Source organism: Streptomyces sp. NPDC012769, from assembly GCF_042901205.1.
In the GTDB taxonomy this organism is placed as follows: domain Bacteria; phylum Actinomycetota; class Actinomycetes; order Streptomycetales; family Streptomycetaceae; genus Streptomyces.
Map to the genome: position 1 here is coordinate 1,162,508 of NZ_JBIBCP010000002.1, position 18,834 is coordinate 1,181,341.

At 73.2% G+C, this 18,834-nt stretch carries 16 protein-coding genes; 10 read left to right on the forward strand and 6 right to left on the reverse strand.

Annotated features, from left to right (window positions below; all coding sequences use genetic code 11):
- Positions 1–15 precede the first annotated feature (15 nt).
- Entirely contained in the window at positions 16–936 is a 921-nt protein-coding gene (locus tag ACFY7C_RS14330) for a DUF4184 family protein (RefSeq protein ID WP_389648886.1), read from the reverse strand.
- Between the two features lie 193 nt (positions 937–1,129).
- Between ACFY7C_RS14330 and ACFY7C_RS14335 the strand changes: the two genes are divergently transcribed.
- From ACFY7C_RS14335 to ACFY7C_RS14345, 3 genes are all read left to right on the forward strand, one after another.
- Entirely contained in the window at positions 1,130–2,872 is a 1,743-nt protein-coding gene (locus ACFY7C_RS14335) for a lytic murein transglycosylase (RefSeq protein ID WP_389648888.1), read from the forward strand.
- A gap of 158 nt (positions 2,873–3,030) precedes the next feature.
- Positions 3,031–3,171 (forward strand): SPW_0924 family protein, encoded by a 141-nt coding sequence (locus ACFY7C_RS14340; protein ID WP_389648891.1) that lies wholly within the window; start codon positions 3,031–3,033, stop codon positions 3,169–3,171.
- 11 nt (positions 3,172–3,182) lie between these two features.
- On the forward strand, positions 3,183–4,157 hold the full coding sequence (locus tag ACFY7C_RS14345; RefSeq protein ID WP_389648894.1) for a DUF3068 domain-containing protein: 975 nt from the start codon (positions 3,183–3,185) through the stop codon (positions 4,155–4,157).
- On the opposite strand, the gene hrpB is transcribed toward ACFY7C_RS14345, so the two are convergent.
- The gene (gene hrpB, locus ACFY7C_RS14350) at positions 4,141–6,696 is read right to left on the reverse strand and encodes an ATP-dependent helicase HrpB (RefSeq protein ID WP_389648897.1); all 2,556 of its coding nucleotides are present in this window, start codon (positions 6,694–6,696) and stop codon (positions 4,141–4,143) included. The genes ACFY7C_RS14345 and hrpB overlap by 17 nt on opposite strands.
- A 92-nt stretch (positions 6,697–6,788) precedes the next feature.
- Entirely contained in the window at positions 6,789–7,622 is an 834-nt protein-coding gene (locus ACFY7C_RS14355) for a class I SAM-dependent methyltransferase (protein WP_389648900.1), read from the reverse strand.
- 360 nt (positions 7,623–7,982) lie between these two features.
- Here ACFY7C_RS14355 and rpsA point away from each other — a divergent pair, with 360 nt between their 5' ends.
- Positions 7,983–9,485: a 30S ribosomal protein S1 gene (rpsA, locus tag ACFY7C_RS14360; RefSeq protein ID WP_345489430.1), complete on the forward strand. Its 1,503-nt coding sequence runs from the start codon at positions 7,983–7,985 to the stop codon at positions 9,483–9,485.
- Positions 9,486–9,605: 120 nt separating this feature from the next.
- Here rpsA and ACFY7C_RS14365 read toward each other — a convergent pair whose 3' ends face one another.
- The gene (locus tag ACFY7C_RS14365; protein WP_389648903.1) at positions 9,606–10,556 is read right to left on the reverse strand and encodes a right-handed parallel beta-helix repeat-containing protein; all 951 of its coding nucleotides are present in this window, start codon (positions 10,554–10,556) and stop codon (positions 9,606–9,608) included.
- A 276-nt stretch (positions 10,557–10,832) separates the two neighbouring features.
- Between ACFY7C_RS14365 and ACFY7C_RS14370 the strand changes: the two genes are divergently transcribed.
- From ACFY7C_RS14370 to ACFY7C_RS14380, 3 genes are all read left to right on the forward strand, one after another.
- Positions 10,833–11,714: a PAC2 family protein gene (locus ACFY7C_RS14370; protein WP_389649532.1), complete on the forward strand. Its 882-nt coding sequence runs from the start codon at positions 10,833–10,835 to the stop codon at positions 11,712–11,714.
- Positions 11,715–11,745: 31 nt separating this feature from the next.
- Positions 11,746–12,351 carry a dephospho-CoA kinase gene (gene coaE / locus ACFY7C_RS14375; RefSeq protein WP_389648906.1) on the forward strand — a complete coding sequence of 202 codons (606 nt, stop codon included), beginning with the start codon at positions 11,746–11,748 and terminating at the stop codon, positions 12,349–12,351.
- 119 nt (positions 12,352–12,470) lie between these two features.
- Positions 12,471–12,842: a tetratricopeptide repeat protein gene (locus tag ACFY7C_RS14380; protein ID WP_356691847.1), complete on the forward strand. Its 372-nt coding sequence runs from the start codon at positions 12,471–12,473 to the stop codon at positions 12,840–12,842.
- A gap of 11 nt (positions 12,843–12,853) precedes the next feature.
- Here ACFY7C_RS14380 and ACFY7C_RS14385 read toward each other — a convergent pair whose 3' ends face one another.
- Entirely contained in the window at positions 12,854–13,126 is a 273-nt protein-coding gene (locus tag ACFY7C_RS14385; protein ID WP_389648909.1) for a DUF6343 family protein, read from the reverse strand.
- Between the two features lie 139 nt (positions 13,127–13,265).
- Here ACFY7C_RS14385 and ACFY7C_RS14390 point away from each other — a divergent pair, with 139 nt between their 5' ends.
- Positions 13,266–14,006 (forward strand): class I SAM-dependent methyltransferase, encoded by a 741-nt coding sequence (locus ACFY7C_RS14390; protein ID WP_389648911.1) that lies wholly within the window; start codon positions 13,266–13,268, stop codon positions 14,004–14,006.
- 25 nt (positions 14,007–14,031) lie between these two features.
- Here ACFY7C_RS14390 and ACFY7C_RS14395 read toward each other — a convergent pair whose 3' ends face one another.
- Positions 14,032–14,439, reverse strand: coding sequence for a hypothetical protein (locus ACFY7C_RS14395; protein ID WP_389648915.1), 408 nt, complete (start codon positions 14,437–14,439; stop codon positions 14,032–14,034).
- Positions 14,440–14,628: 189 nt separating this feature from the next.
- Between ACFY7C_RS14395 and ACFY7C_RS14400 the strand changes: the two genes are divergently transcribed.
- Positions 14,629–17,487, forward strand: a complete 2,859-nt coding sequence (locus ACFY7C_RS14400; protein ID WP_389648920.1) for a DEAD/DEAH box helicase — start codon at positions 14,629–14,631, stop codon at positions 17,485–17,487.
- A complete protein-coding gene (locus tag ACFY7C_RS14405; RefSeq protein WP_389648923.1) occupies positions 17,484–18,812 on the forward strand; it encodes an SWIM zinc finger family protein in 1,329 nt (442 codons plus the stop codon). The genes ACFY7C_RS14400 and ACFY7C_RS14405 overlap by 4 nt, the downstream gene beginning before the upstream one ends.
- Positions 18,813–18,834: the final 22 nt, after the last annotated feature.

The window sequence follows — 18,834 nt, forward strand, 5'->3', positions numbered from 1 at the left end:
CCCCGGCGGACGGGATCAGCGAAGTCCCGGACGGGAGCGCACCGGCTCACGTCCCGCCGTACGGCCCTGCTCCGTTTCCGGACGGCCCTCCTCCGGACGGTCCTCCGGGCGGCCCTCCTCCGGGCGGGGCCCAGCCCGGAGAGCCCGCAGCCGCATCCCCGCCCCGTACAGCACCACCCCGAGGAAGAGCCCCGCACCGGCCCCGAAACAGAACGTCGGGATGACGTCCAGGGGCGAGTCGACCCGGCCCCAGTACGCGTACCAGCGCAGCACGCGATGCGCCGCGCCCGCCAGGGCGCACGCCCCGATCACCCCGGCGGCGAGCAGCAGCCCGCGCCGGTCGAGGACCGGGACCCGCTCCGGCGGCGGCGCGTCCGAAGGGGCCGAGCGCAGGGCCCGTACGGTGAACCAGCCGAGCAGCAGCAGGGCGAGCGCCGAACCGCCGTACTGGGCGTACAGATAGACGGGCAGACCGCCCACCACCTCGCCCAGAACCGGGATCAACCGGGTGCCCCAGCGGTCGAGATGGGTGAACGCGTCCCACACCACGTGCGTCATCGCCCCGAGCGCCGCCGAGACGGCGAACCACGCGGCGAGCGACACCGGCCGCCGCTCCCGCCACGGCCGGCCGCGGACGAGCCCGTACACCCGGCCCCGCGAGCGGCGCGGCAGCAGTGCCACCAGCGGCTCACGCACCATCAGCCACAGCGCCACCAACGCCGCGGTGACGACCACGTCGACGGTGACGACCCCGAGGAAGGAGTGCGTGACGTCCCCGAAGAACATCGCGTCGGGCACGGCGGTGGCCGCGAAATAGGTCATGTCGGGCGAGAAGGAACCGGCGACCAGTGCCGAGGTCACCAAGGGGCCCCGGGCCGTCCCGTCCCTGCGGAGGGCGGGCAGCACCGCGGCGGCATGGCTGAGCGTGAACGGCACGGAAAATCCCCCTCGTCCGGTGTGCTCCCAGTATTCAGGACGGGCCCATGTCGAACGCGCGGACGGCCAAGTGGTGACGAAACCGTGAAACACGGTCAGGGCCCGGTGTTCGGGTGTCCGGAGTTGGCATAGGGTCGGCAGGTCGGAGCCGCGCGGGGAGCGCGGAAGCGGGACACGGGGAGGGACCACACACATGGCATCGCACTTGGGCCGTCGGCTGCGCAGGGGAGCCACGAGCGGTGCGGTGGTGGCCGCCGCGGTCGCGGCGCTCGCCGCCTCGCAGGGACCGGGTTCGATCCCGCCGCCCACGGACAACGCCGGCGGTGACCTGCCGGTCGGTGCGGGCGACGCGACCACGCCCCCGGACGGCGCGGGCCCCGGCGACTCGTCGTACTACACCGAGCTGCCCCCGCTGAACACGCCCAACAAGCCGGGTGCGCCCGCCAATCCGCCGCTCATCACCGGCCCCGCCCAGGCCGGCATACCCGCGACCGTCCTCGCCGCCTACCAGCGTGCCGAGCAGTCGATACGCTCCACCGACCCCTCGTGCAACCTGCCCTGGCAGCTCCTCGCCGGCATCGGCAAGGTCGAGTCCGGTCAGGCACGCGGCGGCGCGGTCGACGCCAACGGCACCACCAACTCGCCGATCCTCGGCCCCGCCCTCAACGGTGTGGGCTTCGCCAACATCTCGGATACCGACGACGGCGCCTACGACGGCGACAAGGTGCACGACCGCGCGGTGGGCCCGATGCAGTTCATCCCGTCCACCTGGGCCACCTGGGGCCAGGACGCCAACGGCGACGGGAAGAAGGACCCGAACAACATCTACGACGCGGCCCAGGCCGCAGGCCTCTACCTCTGCGCCAACGACCGCAACCTCGCCGTCAAGGCCGACCTGGACCGGGCGATCCTCAGCTACAACCGCTCGCGGGAGTACCTGAACACGGTCCTGTCCTGGTTCGAGTACTACAAGCGCGGCACCCACCAGGTCCCCGACGGCACCGGCGTGCTCCCCGGCGCGCGCAACGACGACCGGGTCACCACGCCCGGCCGGACCACGCCGTCCCCGACGGCCCCCGTGACGAAGCCCCCGGCCACGCCCAAGCCGACGCCGTCCAAGCCCGGCACCCCGAAGCCGACCGACCCGCCGACCACGTCCCCGGCGGCCAAGGTGGTACGGATCGAGAAGGCCGGCTCCGGCACCCTCACCGCCACCGCCGGCGGCACCTTCGCCACCCGGCCCACGGTCCTGGCGGTCGACCTCGCGGGCAAGCCGGTCGCCGGCGTCCAGGTGCGCTTCCAGATCACGGGCGACACCGACGCCCGCTTCGGCATCGGCACGCGTGAGGTCACCGCCACCACCGGCAGCACCGGCAAGGCCGCCACGCCGACCATCAAGGCCGGCGAGCGGACCGGCGGCTTCACCGTCAGCGTCACCGTCGTGGGGCGCAGCCTGAACGCGGTCTCGTTCGCGGCCACCGTCACCGAGCGCGCCGCCGACACGCTCACGCGTCTCGACGCCAAGGAGCTGGCGGCCACCACCGGCGGCCAGTTCACCGACCGGGTCCAGGTGAAGGCCACCGACGGCGGGGCGGTCGCGGCCGGCGTCGCCCTCACCGCCACCTTCGTCACCTCGGCGGACGGCTCGCAGACCGCCACCGACGGCCCCTTCTTCAAGACCGCCGACGGCACCGCCGTCCGCACCCTGACCGGTCTGAAGACGGACGCCGACGGGCTCCTCACCCTCCCCGCGATCCACGCGGGCGAGAAGACCGGCACCTTCCTGCTGCGTCTGACCGCCCCCGGTGGCGGCACGGTGACCGTCACGCTCAAGGTCACCGCCCCGGCCCCGGAGCCGACGCCGTCCCCGGACTCGTCGACCTCGCCGTCGCCGTCGCCCTCCACGAGCACACCGGAGGCCACGCCCTCCTCCTGACGCCGGCAGCCCCGGTGTCTCCGCGCCGCCCTCGTGTCCCTCCGGGACGCGGAGGCGGCGTCGTGCGTTGTGGGTGCGACGTGTTCTCATCTCACGGTCGCGTTGCTACGGTGCCCCCGCCCTGACGATGTATCAGATCGAGCACCGGGAGGCCGACCATGCGCGCCCTTGCCGCCGCCGCCATCGGACTCGTTCCCGTCCTCCTGTTCATGCTCCTCGTCTCCGTGGTCGACCTGCCGCCGGACGGGCCGACCTCGCCCAAGCCGCTGCTGACCGCCGATCCCGGCCCCAAGAAGTGAGGGGCCGCCCGATGCGCCGCCGCGCCAGCCTGGTCCTGCTCGCCTTCGCCGTCTTCTTCGCCGCCATGGCCCCCACCCTGCGCTGGTACGCCTTCCCCCGTCTCGCGAAGATCCCGCCGAACCAGTACCAGGAGACGGTCCTGGAGGCGAAGCCCGCCACCCTGCTCGACTACTCGACCCTCAAGGCCGAGAAGGTCGAGAGACTCACCATCGTCCAGACCCTCAAGGGCAACGTGGAGGAATCCCGGAAGATCGAGCGCGACGCCGGCCGGGACGTCGTTGTCTGGGACTCCCTCTCCTATGTCATCGGCCCCGACGGCAAGATGGTCTCCAAGATCCCCGAGCGCTACATCTTCGACGCCCACACCCAGGACCCGGTCCACGCCACCGGCGAGATGGTCGACGGCGACCCGGTCCGGCGCGAGGGCATCGAGTTCAAGTGGCCCTTCCTCACCGAGAAGCGGGACTACCAGTACTTCGACGCCCAGACCCGGACCTCCGCCCCCATCCACTACAAGGGCACCCGCACCTTCCGCGGCCTGGAGGTCTACTACTTCGAGCAGACCGTCCCCTGGACCAAGGTCCCCATGCCCAAGACGATGCCCGTCCAGGGCATCACCCCCGAGGTCCTCGCCCAGACCGGCCTCACCCGCTGGTACACCACCAAGCGCATGTTCTGGGTCGACCCCGTCACCGGCGCCCCGGTCAACGGCGAGGAGATCCACAAGGAGGAGCTCCGCAACGCCCGAGCCCTCATGGGCCAGGACACGGTCACCGTCTTCGACGGCCATGTGAAGATGCGGGAGGACTACATCGCCCACATCGTCGGACTGGTCGAGTCCAACCGGCTGATGGTGCTGCTGCTCGTCTCCTATCTCCCCTGGGGCTTCACCGGCCTCGCCCTCCTCCTGCTCGCCGTCTCCCTCTGGCTCGAAGCCCGCTCCCGCCGCCCCGAGCCAGCCCCACCCGTCACCGCTCCCGTCTGAGCCGGGCACTGGTGTACCGGGTCGGCTCCGCCGTCGAAGGGTCCTCCGGCCACGGGTGCCGGGGATAGCGCCCCCGCAGCTCCGCCCGCACCGCGCGGTAGCCCTCCCGCCAGAACGAGGCGAGATCGGACGTCACCGCCGCCGGCCGCCCGGCGGGGGAGAGCAGGTGCACCAGCACCGGAACCCCCGCCACCCGCGGAGTCTCGGCGAGCCCGAACATCTCCTGGAGCTTCACCGCGAGCACCGGCCGCTCCCCGCCGTACTCCACCCGGATCCGCGAACCGCTCGGCACCTCGATCCGCTCCGGCGCCAGCTCGTCGAGACGTCCCGCCTCACCGGTCGCCCACGGCAGCAGCCGCCGCAGCCCCTCACCGGCGTCGATCCGGCCCAGATCCGCCCGCCGCCGGGCCCGGGACAGCTCAGGCTCCAGCCACTCCCCGGCCCGCCCGAGCAGCGCCTCCTCCGAGACGTCCGGCCACGGCTCACCCCTCTGCCGGTACAGAAAGGCCAGACGCGCCCGCAGCTCCTGGGCATCCCGGCTCCAGCGCAGCAGCGCCGTGCCCTCCCGGCGCAGCCCGTCCAGCAGCGCCTCCCTGACGAGGACGGGATCGGCGTCGTCCCGCAGCGGGCGGACCGTCAGCTCCACCGCCCCGAGCCGCTCCACCGACCGGGCCACCACGTCCCCGTCCTCCCAGTGGACCTCCTCGCCCGCACGCAGCAGATGTCCCGCCGCGCGCCGGGCGATCGGCTCGTCCACCACGGCCGCCAGCCGCACCCGGGCCGTGGCGCTCCGCGCCGTACGGTCCGCCACCGCGACCGCCAGCCACCCGCCGGCCCCGAGCCGCGAACCCTCGGCCAGCCCAGCCCCCGTACCCGACACCATCAGATATCCGCCCTGCTCACGGGCCCGCGCCACCCGCTCCGGAAACGCGAGCGCCGTCACCAGACCGGCCACCGCGTCCTCACCGCCGACCGCTTTGGCCGCCTCGCCGCCCGCACCGAGGCCCGCCTCGGAGGCCACCGAGCGCTCCAGCCGCCGCGCCTCCGCCTTCCAGCGCGCCGCGTACCCGTCGCCGCCCCGCCGCGCCTCCCGCCAGACCGCCGCCAGATCGTCCCCGTACTCCCTGGGAGGCTCCTCGCTCAGCAGCGCCACCACCTCCGCCGCCCGCCGGACACCCACCTCGGCGGCACCGTCCAGGAGCGCCCGGGCCAGCCGAGGGTGCAGCCCGAGCCGGGACATCCGCAGCCCCCGGTCCGTCGCCCTGCCGTCCCCGTCCACCGCGCCCACCGCCGCCAGTACCTGCCCGGCCGCCGCCATCGCACCGGCCGGAGGCGCGTCGAGCAGCGCCAGCCCGGCCGCCGTCGGATCGCCCCAGCACGCGGCCCGCAGGGCGAAGTCCGCCAGGTCCGCGATCCGGATCTCGGGGGAGGGGAAACGGGCCCGGTTCCCGTCCTCCGCCTCTGCCCAGCAGCGGTAGACCGTGCCACGGGCCTCACGGCCCGAGCGGCCCGCCCGCTGGGTCGCCGCCGCGACCGACACCGGCACCGTGGCCAGAGAGCCGAGACCCCGCGCGTGATCCATCCGCGGCTCCCGCGCCAGCCCCGCGTCCACCACGATCCGCACACCCGGCACCGTCAGGCTCGACTCCGCCACCGAGGTCGACAGGACCACCCGCCGCCGCCCCTCCGGCCCGGACCCGCGCAGCACCGCGTCCTGCACCGCCGCCGGAGCCCGCCCGTGCAACTGCAGCACCTCGGCGTCCAGGCCCGCGAGAAGCCCCGCCGTCCGCGCGATCTCCCCGGTGCCCGGCAGGAAGCACAGCACATCGCCCTCGTGGCGCTCCATCGCGAGCCGCACCGTCGCCGCCACATGGCGCAGCAGCGCCGGATCCACCCACGTGCCGTGCGCCGGCCTGATCCCCGCCGGCGGCGCCGCGTAGTGCACGGCGTATCCGTGGACCTCGCCCTCGGCCCACACGACGGGAGCGGGCCCGCCCCCGTCCAGGACGGTGAGGAGCCGCGCCCACGCCTCCGCGTCACTCGTCGCCGACGCGGCGATCAGCTTCAGCTCGGGGCGCAGCGTGGCCCGCACGTCCACCAGGAACGCCATCGCGGTGTCCGCGTCGAGGTGCCGCTCGTGGCACTCGTCCAGCAGCACCACGTCCACCCCCGCGAGCTCCGGATCACGCTGGAGCCGCTGGAGCAGGACGCCCGTCGTCACCACCTCGACCCGCGTCGCCGGACCCGCCCGCCGCTCCCCGCGCACGGAGAAGCCGACGGCCCCGCCGACCTCCTCGCCGAGCAGCCACGCCATCCGCCGCGCCGCCGCCCGCACCGCCATCCTGCGCGGTTCGGCCACCAGCACCCGCCGCTCCGGCCCGTCCCCTATGAGCCCGGCGAGGGCCAGCGGGACCAGCGTGGTCTTGCCGGTCCCCGGCGGGGCGTACAGCACGGCCGTGCCGCGCTCCTCGAGCGCGGTCAGCAGCTCCGGGACGGCATGGCGGACGGGTAGACGGTCGAGTGCGTCGTTTCGGATCACGCGGCAAGTCTCGTACGCCGGGCCGACCCGGTGCGTCCGGTCGTCCACAGGCCCCCCGATTCATATGACTAATCGGGTCGGCGGTGGTCGGCTCAGTCGTCCGCGCGTTCGCAGACGAAGATTGCCGTGCCGGGGATCAGGTTCCCCCGCAGCGGGGACCAGCCGCCCCACTCCTGGCTGTTCCACTCCGGCCACTCCGGCTCCACCAGGTCGAGCAGCCGGAAGCCGCCCGCCACCACGTCCCGCACCCGGTCACCGATGGTCCGGTGGTGCTCGACATAGACCGCGCGCCCCCGCTCGTCCTGCTCCACGTACGGCGTGCGGTCGAAGTAGGAGGCCGCGACCGAGAGCCCCTCCGGCCCCGGCTCGTCCGGGAACGCCCAGCGGATCGGGTGCGTCACCGAGAACACCCACCGGCCGCCCGGCCGCAGCACCCGGCGCACCTCACGGAAGACCCGCACGGGATCCGCGACGAACGGCACCGCCCCGTACGCCGAGCAGGCCAGGTCGAACGAGCCGTCGCGGAACGGCAGGGCCCCCGCGTCCGCCTCCACCAGCGGCACGTCCGCCCCGATCCGCAGCGCGTGCTGGAGCTGCCGGTGAGAGAGGTCGAGGGCGACCGGCCGGGCGCCCTGGGCGGCCAGCCAGCGCGAGCACTGCGCCGCACCCGCGCCGATCTCCAGGACGTCGAGCCCCTTCAGCGAGCCGGCCGGTCCGAGCAGTCCGGCGTCGGCCTCGTCCAGGCCCTCGGGCCCCCAGACGAACCGGTCGTCCCCGAGGAACGCTCCGTGCTCGCTCTGGTACTCGTCGGCGTTGCGGTCCCACCAGCCCCGGCTGGCCCGGCTGCTCTCCGCTTCACCGGCGTCACGCCGGGTCGCCTCCGCCTCTTCCTCGGGGCCGTCTTCCTGTCCGTACTCTTGGTTCATCTCGCCCGTCGATGTAGTTTGCGCTCAGTGCCGCCGCGCGAGAGCGCGGGCGGTTTTCCGCGGCCAGGATCGCCTGGGGCTACACGAGTTGTGCCGGGTATGCGGCGATCCGCCCCCGGTGCGCGCTTCGCGCATTGACCCTGTCCGGCCGCCCCCGTATGCTAAAGGTTGCGCTGCGGGCCTGCGCGCCTCAGACGGAGCAGGCCGCGCTCGCACCTGTTGTATGTCCCCTCGGTTTTCGAGGCGTCCCCCGCTCGCGCGGAAGGCGCTTCATTGGCTGTCCGGCTTCTTCAGTGCGATACGGGCTCACGGCGTAGCAGTACCTACGACTTTCTGTCCGTAACCGGAGCCCTTTCCCACATGACGAGCAGCACCGAGACCACCGCCACCACCCCGCAGGTTGCGGTCAACGACATCGGTAACGAGGAAGCCTTCCTCGCCGCGATCGACGAGACGATCAAGTACTTCAACGACGGCGACATCGTCGACGGCGTCATCGTGAAGGTCGACCGGGACGAGGTCCTGCTCGACATCGGTTACAAGACCGAAGGTGTCATCCCGAGCCGCGAGCTCTCGATCAAGCACGACGTCGACCCGAACGAGGTCGTCAAGGTCGGCGACGAGATCGAGGCCCTGGTCCTTCAGAAGGAGGACAAGGAAGGCCGCCTGATCCTCTCGAAGAAGCGCGCCCAGTACGAGCGTGCCTGGGGCACCATCGAGAAGATCAAGGAAGAGGACGGCATCGTCACCGGTACCGTCATCGAGGTCGTCAAGGGTGGTCTCATCCTCGACATCGGCCTCCGCGGCTTCCTCCCGGCCTCCCTGGTCGAGATGCGCCGCGTCCGCGACCTCCAGCCCTACGTGGGCAAGGAGCTCGAGGCGAAGATCATCGAGCTGGACAAGAACCGCAACAACGTGGTCCTGTCCCGTCGCGCCTGGCTGGAGCAGACCCAGTCCGAGGTTCGCCAGACCTTCCTCACGACCCTCCAGAAGGGTCAGGTCCGCTCCGGCGTCGTGTCCTCGATCGTCAACTTCGGTGCCTTCGTGGACCTGGGTGGCGTCGACGGTCTCGTGCACGTCTCCGAGCTGTCCTGGAAGCACATCGACCACCCGTCCGAGGTTGTCGAGGTCGGCCAGGAGGTCACCGTCGAGGTTCTCGACGTGGACATGGACCGCGAGCGCGTCTCCCTGTCGCTGAAGGCGACCCAGGAGGACCCGTGGCAGCAGTTCGCCCGTACCCACCAGATCGGCCAGGTCGTCCCGGGTAAGGTCACGAAGCTGGTTCCGTTCGGTGCGTTCGTCCGCGTGGACGAGGGCATCGAGGGTCTGGTCCACATCTCCGAGCTGGCCGAGCGCCACGTGGAGATCCCGGAGCAGGTCGTCCAGGTCAACGACGAGATCTTCGTCAAGGTCATCGACATCGACCTCGAGCGTCGTCGCATCAGCCTCTCGCTGAAGCAGGCCAACGAGTCCTTCGGTGCCGACCCGGCCTCGGTCGAGTTCGACCCGACCCTGTACGGCATGGCCGCGTCCTACGACGACCAGGGCAACTACATCTACCCCGAGGGCTTCGACCCCGAGACCAACGACTGGCTGCCGGGCTACGAGGCCCAGCGCGAGGCGTGGGAGACCCAGTACGCCGAGGCGCAGCAGCGCTTCGAGCAGCACCAGGCTCAGGTCATCAAGTCCCGCGAGGCCGACGAGGCCGCCGCTGCCGAGGGTGGCGCCGCCGCTCCGGCCGGTGCCCCGGCGGGCGTGTCCGGTGGCTCCTACTCCTCGGAGTCGGACGACAACTCCGGCGCCCTGGCGTCGGACGAGGCGCTTGCCGCCCTGCGCGAGAAGCTGGCCGGCGGCCAGAGCTGAAACGGCTCACCGCTGAGCTCCAGTAGCTAGCGTCGAGGCCCGCCTCCCTTCGGGGAGGCGGGCCTCGGTCTTTTCCGCCCGGACCGCCCGGACCGCAGAGCCGCCCGGACCGGCCGGCCGTCAGGGAGTGACGGCGACGTTCGTCAGCCCGTAGCCGCCCGTCACCGTGTTCGAGCTGTAGACCGTGGTCGTACAGCCGCTGCTCTGGTTGGTCACGTAGACGGCCAGCCGCTTGGCGCCGGTCGCCCCGGTGAGGTCGGAGCGGTTGCCGCGGAAGACCGTGCCGCAGCCCCAGCCGCTCTGCTGGCTGTGGGTCTCGTAGCCGTTGTTGGTGGTGCCCCGGCCGGTGTTGTTCTCCACCAGGACGTTGTTTCCCTTCACGTCCACCCAGGAGTCGTCGTAGTGGACGCCCGTCAGGCCACCGCCGTCGAAGGTGTTGCCGACGATCCGCGCGCCCGTGGTGCCTTCCTTGATGTCGATGTTCTCGCCGCCGACGTCCGGGCCGATCACGTTGTCGAGGATCTGCACGTTGTCGCTGCGGTCGGAGAGCGTGTTGGCGGTGCCGACGTAGACGCCTTCGCCCATGCCACGACCGTCGTTGCCGGTGTCGTGGATCCGGGAGTTCTTGATGACCCCGTTCCTGCTGGAGTTGCGGAAGTGCACGCCCTCCATGTCGAGGTCGTGCACGGTCACTCCGTCGATCACCACGCCACTGGCGTAGTCGGTCATGATTCCCTTCTGGCCGCCGGTCACGGTGACGCCCCGGACCGTCCAGTACGAGGCGCCGTCGAGGTGCAGCCCGTAGCCGCCGCCGGCCCGCAGGACCGCCCGTGACGAGCCCGTGAGCGTGATCCGGGCCGAGGACGTGCCCGGGACGGTGGCCTTGAAGTTGCCGCTGTAGGTGCCGTCCGCGAGGCGGATGGTGTCTCCGGGGCGGGCGTTGGCGAGGGCCGTCTTGAGCTGGGTCGCGGTGGAGACGTCGATGGTGGCCGCCGAGGCCGGCGCCGCCGTGGCGAGAGGGAACGCGAGCAGGGCCGGGAGCAGGGGGAGGAGCAGCGTTCGGGCGCGCATGGGGTGCCTTCCGGTCGATGCCAGAGGTTCTCGGGATCGTTCTTGTATGTGTACGACGAACGAGATGGTGAACGCGGTGCTGTCCCGTGACGGTAGGGAGAGGCTGTGGGCATGTCAAGGTCTGGACCAGTGAGCCGGAGTGCGGGGAAATCCGCGGCGCGGGAATGGTGCCGCGCCGGGCCGCGTTGTCCAGGAAGAACGCGAGGAGGAGCGGAAATCGTGCTTGATCCCCAGGATTTGTACGAATGGGACCAGAAGGGCCTGGCCGTGGTCGACATGGCCCTGGCCCAGGAGTCGGCCGGACTGGTCATGCTCTACCACTTCGACGGTTACATCGACGCCGGTGAGACCGGCGAGCAGATCATCGAAGGACTGCTCGACACCCTGCCCCACCAGCTGGTGGCCCGCTTCGACCACGACCGGCTCGTGGACTACCGCGCCCGTCGGCCCCTGCTGACCTTCCGGCGCGACCGCTGGACGTCGTACGAGACGCCGTCGATCGAGGTGCGCCTCGTCCAGGACGCCACCGGTGCGCCCTTCCTGGTGCTGTCTGGCCCCGAGCCGGACGTCGAGTGGGAGCGGTTCGCCGTCGCCGTCCGCCAGATCGTCGACCGCCTCGGCGTCCGGCTCGCGGTCAACTTCCACGGCATCCCGATGGGCGTCCCGCACACCCGCCCCGTCGGTCTCACCCCGCACGGCAGCCGCACCGACCTCATGCCCGGCCACCGCAGCCCCTTCGACGAGGCCCAGGTGCCCGGCAGCGCCGAGTCCCTCATCGAGTTCCGGCTCACCGAGGCGGGCTACGACACCCTCGGCGTCGCCGCCCACGTGCCGCACTACGTCGCCCGCTCCCCGTACCCGGACGCCGCCCTCACCGCGCTCGAGGCCGTCACCGCCGCCACCGGTCTCGTCCTCCCCGGCGTCGCCCACGCCCTGCGCACCGAGGCGCGCCGCACCCAGACGGAGATCGACCGCCAGATCGGCGAGGGCGACGACGAGCTGGTCGCGCTCGTCCAGGGCCTTGAGCACCAGTACGACGCGATGGCCGGTGCCGAGACCCGCGGCAGCCTGGTCGCCGAGCCCGTCGACCTGCCCTCCGCGGACGAGCTCGGCCGCGAGTTCGAGCGCTTCCTCGCCGAGCGCGAGGGCGACGTCTAGCCGCCCGCCGACGGGCTCTAAGCTGCCGCTCATGCTGAAAGTGGGCCTGACCGGCGGAATCGGTGCCGGCAAGAGCGAAGTGTCCCGGCTGCTCGTCTCCTACGGAGCCGTGCTGATCGACGCCGACCGGATCGCCCGCGAGGTCGTGGAGCCCGGCACTGCCGGGCTCGCGGCCGTCGTCGCGGAGTTCGGGCCGGAGGTCCTCGACGCCCGGGGCTCCCTGGACCGGCCGAAGCTCGGCGCGATCGTCTTCGCCGACCCCGAGCGGCTCGCCGCCCTCAACGCCATCGTCCACCCGCTCGTCGGCGCCCGCTCCGCCGAGCTGGAGGCCGAGGCCGGCTCCGACGACGTCGTGGTCCACGACGTGCCCCTGCTCACCGAGAACGGCCTGGCGCCCCTGTACGACCTGGTCGTCGTGGTGGACGCGTCCCCCGAGACCCAGCTCGACCGCCTCGTGCGACTGCGCGGCATGACCGAGCCCGAGGCCCGCGCCCGCATGGCCGCCCAGGCCACCCGCGCGCAGCGACGCGCCGTCGCCGACCTCCTCATCGACAACGACGGCCCCCTGGAGGCGCTGGAGCCGCAGGTGCGCACGGTCTGGGACGAGCTCCGGCAGCGGGCCGCCGACGCTCGATAAGAGACCGCCGACGGGGTAGAGATGACGTTCGCGGGGAATCGGCCCATCGGTCCTTCCTTCGTGGAATACGGCCGCCGTGCCCGCTGTTGAACCGCCGGAGCGAGGGAAGGAAGACCGCCGTGGCCGAGAGGAACCCGGAGACACACGTCATCGACTTCCGTGCCGCCGAGCAGCTGCTGGCCGCCCGGGACCCGCGTGGCGCGGTCAAGCTGCTCGACTCGGTGATCGCCGCCCATCCCGAGAACACCGCCGCCCGCCTGCTGCGCGCCCGGGCCTTCTTCGCCGCCGCCCAACTCAGACCGGCCGAGCTCGAGTTCGAGCTGGTCCTGGAGAGAGAGCCGGACAACGCGTTCGCGCACTTCGCCCTCGCCCGGACCTACCAGCGCTCCGGCCGCCCCGAGCAGGCCACCCGCCACTTCCGCCTCGCCGCCGCGCTCGACCCGAAACCGGAGTATCTGGAGGCGGCCCGCTTCGACCCGACGCCCGAGTAGCCGCCCGGGCCTCAGCGTCGCCTGCGACCGCCGTGATCGGGCTCGTACGGCGGGATGTCACGCCCCGGCTGCCAGTGCGGGCCCTGTCGGATGTGGCGGGAGACCACGATCAGGTCGACCGCCGCCACCACGAACAGCACGCCGCACGCCGCCGCCCACCCCGGCCGTCCGACCAGCGAGAACGCCGCCGTACCGAAGGCGGCCCACAGCACTCCCCACAGACTCAGCCAGAACCGCAGCCGCAGCGCACTGCGCGCGGTCGCGGGTTCACTCCCCGTACGCATGACGTCGCATCTCCCGGGTGAAAGACCCCCGAAGGCACTTCCAGCATCCACCCACGACGCACGATCCGAAAGGTCTGCCGAGGTTCGCCGGCGCCCGCCCAGGGACGGTCGGCCGTGGAGCGAGAGGACGCGAGAGGACATGGACGCACACAGCGAGGCGGGCACGCGGCGATACCCCCGGCGGAACGGTCACCAGGGAACCGGGCCCGGCCCCATCACCCCGGACGGCTGCGCCGTGGAGCTCTACCGGCGGCTGTCGGTCGGCAGCGAACCGGACGTGATCGCGGCGGCCGTGCCCGCCGACGCCACGCTCCTCGAACTGGGCAGCGGCGCGGGCCGGGTGACCGCCCCTCTCGCCGAACGCGGCTTCGCCGTCACGGCGGTGGACGAGTCCGCGGAGATGCTGGCGGCGGTCGCCGAGCGGGCACCGGAGGTCGAGACCGTCCACAGCTCCATCGAGGCGCTGCGGCTGCCCCGGCGGTTCGACGCGGTCGTGCTCGGCTCGTTCCTGGTGCACACGGCCGACCACGGGACCCGGCAGGCGCTCCTGGAGACCTGCCGGCGGCACGTGAAGGACGACGGGCTCGTCCTGATCCAGCGCGAGGGCGCGGACTATCACGACGACGTGCCGCGTGAACGCCGTGACCCCGCCGGATACACCGTACGGATCGTGTCGTCCGACCCGATCGGCGACGGCGTCGACCGCGTCTTCGCCGAGTACCTCTTCCCGGACGCCCGCTGGACCCAGACGTTCCTGTCCCGGCCGCTGACCCGGGAGGCCTTCGAAGGCCATCTCGCCGAGGCCGGGCTCGTCGTCGACCGTTATCCCACCGACGACGGCACGTGGGCCCTCGCCCGGCCCGCCGCGGCCGGCGGATGACCTCGTCGGTCGGTGGTCGAGTCGGTCAGTGGACGAAGTTGTAGCTGCGCCAGGGCGGCGTCCCCGGCACGATCTCGTTGCCGCTGTTGGTCGGCAGATACGAGTACTCCCCGCCCCGGCAGTCCGGCGTCACGTACAGCCGCATGTCCACCAGCGTGCTGTTCTCGACCCGGCTCGCGCCCTCCGGGGACAGCTTGTGGCAGCCCCTCACCGTGGGGCTGGTCACCAGCACCGCGGCCGCCGGGTCCGCCGTGTGCGCCGCCTCGGGCTCGGCCTCCTGCCCGGCCTCGTGACCGGCTTCCTGCCCGGAGCCCTGCCCCGTCTCGTACGAGATCGTCCCCACCGCGCTGCGCCCCAGGCCCGAGCAGCCCGCGACGGCGAGCGAGAGCAGGGCGGCCCCGGTGGCGATGGTGAGACGCCGGTGAAGGGACATGGCGGGATCCTCGTCTGTCGGGCGCGGGCGGCCGAAGCCTGTTCCCCGCCACCCTGCCGCCTTCCGCACCGGCTGTCATGTCCGGTTGGGCCGCCCGGGGGAAGCGCCGCGGAGGCCCGTTGTCAGACCCCACCCGTAAGGTCGGAGGTCCAGTCGGAAACCGTCGCGGACCGGGAGGTGAGCAGCGCCGTGACCAGCACCCTGATCGGCCGTGCCGCCGTCTTCCTGCCCGCCGCCCTGCCCCGGGAGGGACGGGTCGCCTTCTGGTCTCCCGACGGGACCGAACTGTCGGGGGCGGAGTTCCCGTCCGGCGCCGCCGAGCACGGCGAGATCACCGTCGTGCGGCGCCACGGCACCCACGTGCGCGGCCGGACCGTGCCCGCCGTCCTGATGCCCGTCGCCGCCGCCCTGCCCCATCTGGTCGCCGCCCGCCGGCACCCCGCCGCGCACCCCGCGGCCGCCTGCTGGGGCGCCGCCGCCCTGCACGCGCTGCACCTCGTCGCCCGTGGCCGCCTGCTGCCCGGGCTCACCGCCGACGACCACGACGCCTGGCGGGCCGGTCCCCTCGACGCCGACGACATCGCCCACCTCCGGTCCGTCGCCGCCGCCATGCCGTACGAGGCGCACGCCACGCCCGTGCCCGGCCGCGGCCCGCTCCGGCTGCCCGAGCCCGAAGCGATGGTCCGGGCCTTCCTGGACGCCGTCGCCGACACCCTGCCCCGGACGCCGGCGGCGCCGCTCGCCGTCGGCGCGCCGTTCGCCGCTCGCGAGCCCCGGCACCTGCCCCGCGCGCGAGCGTGGGCCGCCGAGGCCGCCGCCGGCATGGACGCCGGGGTCCGCGTCTCGCTCCGCCTCGACCTGTCGGGGTACGAGCTGTTCGACACCTCGGACGACGGCACCGGCGAGGAACGGCAGGCCGCCGCGGCCCTCCTCCAGGTGCACAGCCTCGCCGACCCCACCCTCGTCATCGACGCCGCCGCCCTCTGGGCCGGTGACGGCGACGAGCACTTCGGACCACGCGCCCGGATCGACGCCGTCCTCGCCCTGCGCCGGGCCGCCCGCGTCTGGCCGCCGCTCGGCCGCCTCCTGGAGCGGGACGTGCCCGACGTCCTGTCCGTGTCCGAGGACGAGCTCTACGAGCTCCTCGGCCCCGCCGCCGCCCGGCTGGCCGACGCCGGGGTCGCCGTGCACTGGCCCCGCGACCTCGCCCGCTCCCTCAGCGCCTCCGCCGTCGTCCGGCCGGCCCGCTCCGCGCCCGGCTCCGCCACCGACGGCACCGCCTTCTTCGACAGCGAGGAACTGCTCCGTTTCAACTGGCAGCTCGCCCTCGACGGCGACCCCCTCACCGAGCGGGAGATGGACGCCCTCGCCGAGGCCCACCGCCCGGTGGTCCGGCTGCGCGACCAGTGGGTGGTGATCGACCCCGACCTCGTCCGCAAGGCCCGCAAGCGCGAGCTCGGCCTCCTCGAGCCGGTCGACGCGCTCGCCGTCGCCCTCACCGGCACCGCGGACATCGACGGCGAGACCGTCCCCGCCGTCCCCGTCGGCGCCCTCGCCGCGCTCCGCGACCGGCTGCTCGCCGGACCCGAGGACGTCCCGCAGCCTCCCGGCCTCGACGCCACCCTGCGCGACTACCAGCTGCGCGGCCTCGCCTGGCTCGACCTCATGACCTCCCTCGGGCTCGGCGGCTGCCTCGCCGACGACATGGGCCTCGGCAAGACCGTCACCCTCATCGCCCTCCACCTGCGGCGCGCCCGCCCCGCACCCACCCTCGTCGTCTGCCCGGCCTCCCTCCTCGGCAACTGGCAGCGGGAGATCCGCCGCTTCGCGCCCGGAGTGCCCGTCCGCCGCTTCCACGGAGCCGACCGCACCCTCGAAGGTCTCGACGGAGGCTTCGTCCTCACCACCTACGGCACCCTGCGCACCAGCGCTCCCCAGCTCGCCGAGCAGGAGTGGGGCATGGTCGTCGCCGACGAGGCCCAGCACGTCAAGAACCCCTTCTCGGCGACCGCCAAGGCCCTCCGCACCGTCCCCGCCCCCGCCAGGATCGCCCTCACCGGCACTCCCGTGGAGAACAACCTCTCCGAGCTGTGGGCACTGCTCGACTGGACCACCCCAGGACTCCTCGGCCCCCTGAAGGCCTTCCGCTCCCGGCACGCCCGCGCCGTGGAGAACAGCGAGGAGATCGACAACGAGGAGGCGGTCGAGCGCCTGGCCCGGCTGGTCCGGCCGTTCCTCCTGCGCCGCCGCAAGTCCGACCCGGGCATCGTCCCCGAACTGCCGCCCAAGACCGAGTCCGACCACCCCGTCGCCCTCACGCGCGAGCAGGCCACGCTCTACGAGGCGGTGGTGCGCGAGACGATGGCGCAGATCGAGGGCGCCGAGGGCATGGCACGGCGCGGACTGATCATGAAGCTGCTGACCTCGCTCAAGCAGATCTGCAACCACCCCGCCCAGTACCTCAAGGAACAGGGCCCCCACGGAGCCGGGGGAAAGCCCGGCACGGTCCGGCTCGCCGGCCGCTCCGGCAAGCTCGCCCTCCTCGACGAGCTCCTCGACACGATCCTCGCCGAGGACGGCTCGGTCCTCGTCTTCACCCAGTACGTGTCGATGGCGCGGCTCCTCGCCGACCATCTGACCGGCCGGGGCATCCCCGCGCAGCTCCTGCACGGCGGCACGCCCGTCGCCGAGCGCGAGCGCATGGTCGACCGCTTCCAGGCCGGGGAGGTCCCCGTCTTCCTGCTCTCCCTGAAGGCGGCGGGAACGGGCCTCAACCTCACCCGGGCCGGCCACGTCGTCCACTACGACCGCTGGTGGAACCCGGCCGTCGAGGACCAGGCCACCGACCGTGCCTACCGCATCGGGCAGACCCAGCCCGTCCAGGTCCACCGGCTCATCGCCGAAGGCACGGTCGAGGACAGCATCGCCGAGATGCTGCGTGCCAAGAAGGCCCTCGCCGACGCCGTGCTCGGTTCCGGCGAGGCCGCCCTCACCGAACTCACCGACCGCGAACTGGCCGACCTCGTCTCCCTGAGGAGGCCCGCATGAGCCCCGACGGCCCCCGCCTCCCCGGCACTTCTCCCGGCCGCCCCCGGTCCTCCCGACTCCGCGCGGGCACCGCCCGGCCCGCCCTGCCCCGACACGACGACCGGCGCAGGACCTTCCCCGCGCTCGCCCCGCGCGAGGCACCCGACGGCCGGTTCGCCGCCACCTGGTGGGGCAACGCCTGGGTGGACGCACTGGAGGACACCGCCCTCGACGCCGCCCGGCTCGCCCGCGGCAAGGCGTACGCCCAGCGCGGACACGTCGACGCGATCACCGTCACCCCCGGCCGGGTCGTCGCCTACGTCCACGGCAGCAGGCCCCGCCCGTACCGCACCGAGATCCGGCTGCGGACCCTCGGCGACGACGACTGGGAACGGTTCCTCGACGAGGCCGCCGCCCGCCCCGAGCACATCGCCGCCCTCCTCGACAAGGACGTCCCGCACGCCCTGGAGGCCGTCACCGGACTCCTGCCCGCCCCCGGCGACCTCGTCCCCGACTGCTCCTGCCCCGACGACGGCTATCCCTGCAAGCACGCCGCCGCGCTCTGCTACCAGTCCGCCCGCCTCCTCGACGAGGACCCCTTCGTCCTCTTCCTCATGCGCGGCCGCGGCGAGCAGGAACTCCTCGCCGCCCTCACCCGGCGCAACGCGGCCCGCTCCGCCGCCGAGAGCGCCACCACCGCACCCGCCCTGCCCACCGTGCCGGCCCGCACCGTGCTCGCTCCGACCACCGGCCACACCCTCCCGCCGCTGCCCGCACCGCTTCCCGCACCCGCGCACCCCGGCCGCCCCGCCGTCTTCCCGGCCGACCCCGACGCACCCGACCCCCTGGCCCTGGACCTCCTCGCCACCGAGGCCGCCGCCCGCGCCCACACCTTCCTCACCACCGGACACGACCCGGTCGCCGACCTCACCCCCTGGCAGGACGCGGTACGGCTGGCCGCCGCCCACCCCGGTTCCGGTCTCACCGCCTCCACCCGCGCCCTGTACCGGGACCTGGCCTACGCCCTCGACCGCACCCCCACCGACCTCGCCCGCGCCGTCGCCGCCTGGCGCCAGGGCGGCATCGCCGGACTCGCGGTCCTGGAGGAGCCCTGGGACCCGCCCGCCGGCCCCTTCGACCGGGCCAGACCCGCACTGCTCGCCGCCGACCTCCCCGCCTTCCGTCCCTGGCGCAACCGGCTGTCCACCCGGTCCCTCCAGCTCCGCTTCGGCCGCGACGGACTCTGGTACGGATACGAGTCGGACACCGACCGCGAGGACTGGTGGCCACGCGGCACCCCCGACGCCGACCCGGTCGGGGTGATCACCGACCTGCTCGGACGGTGACCGATAGGCTGAGGACGACGGA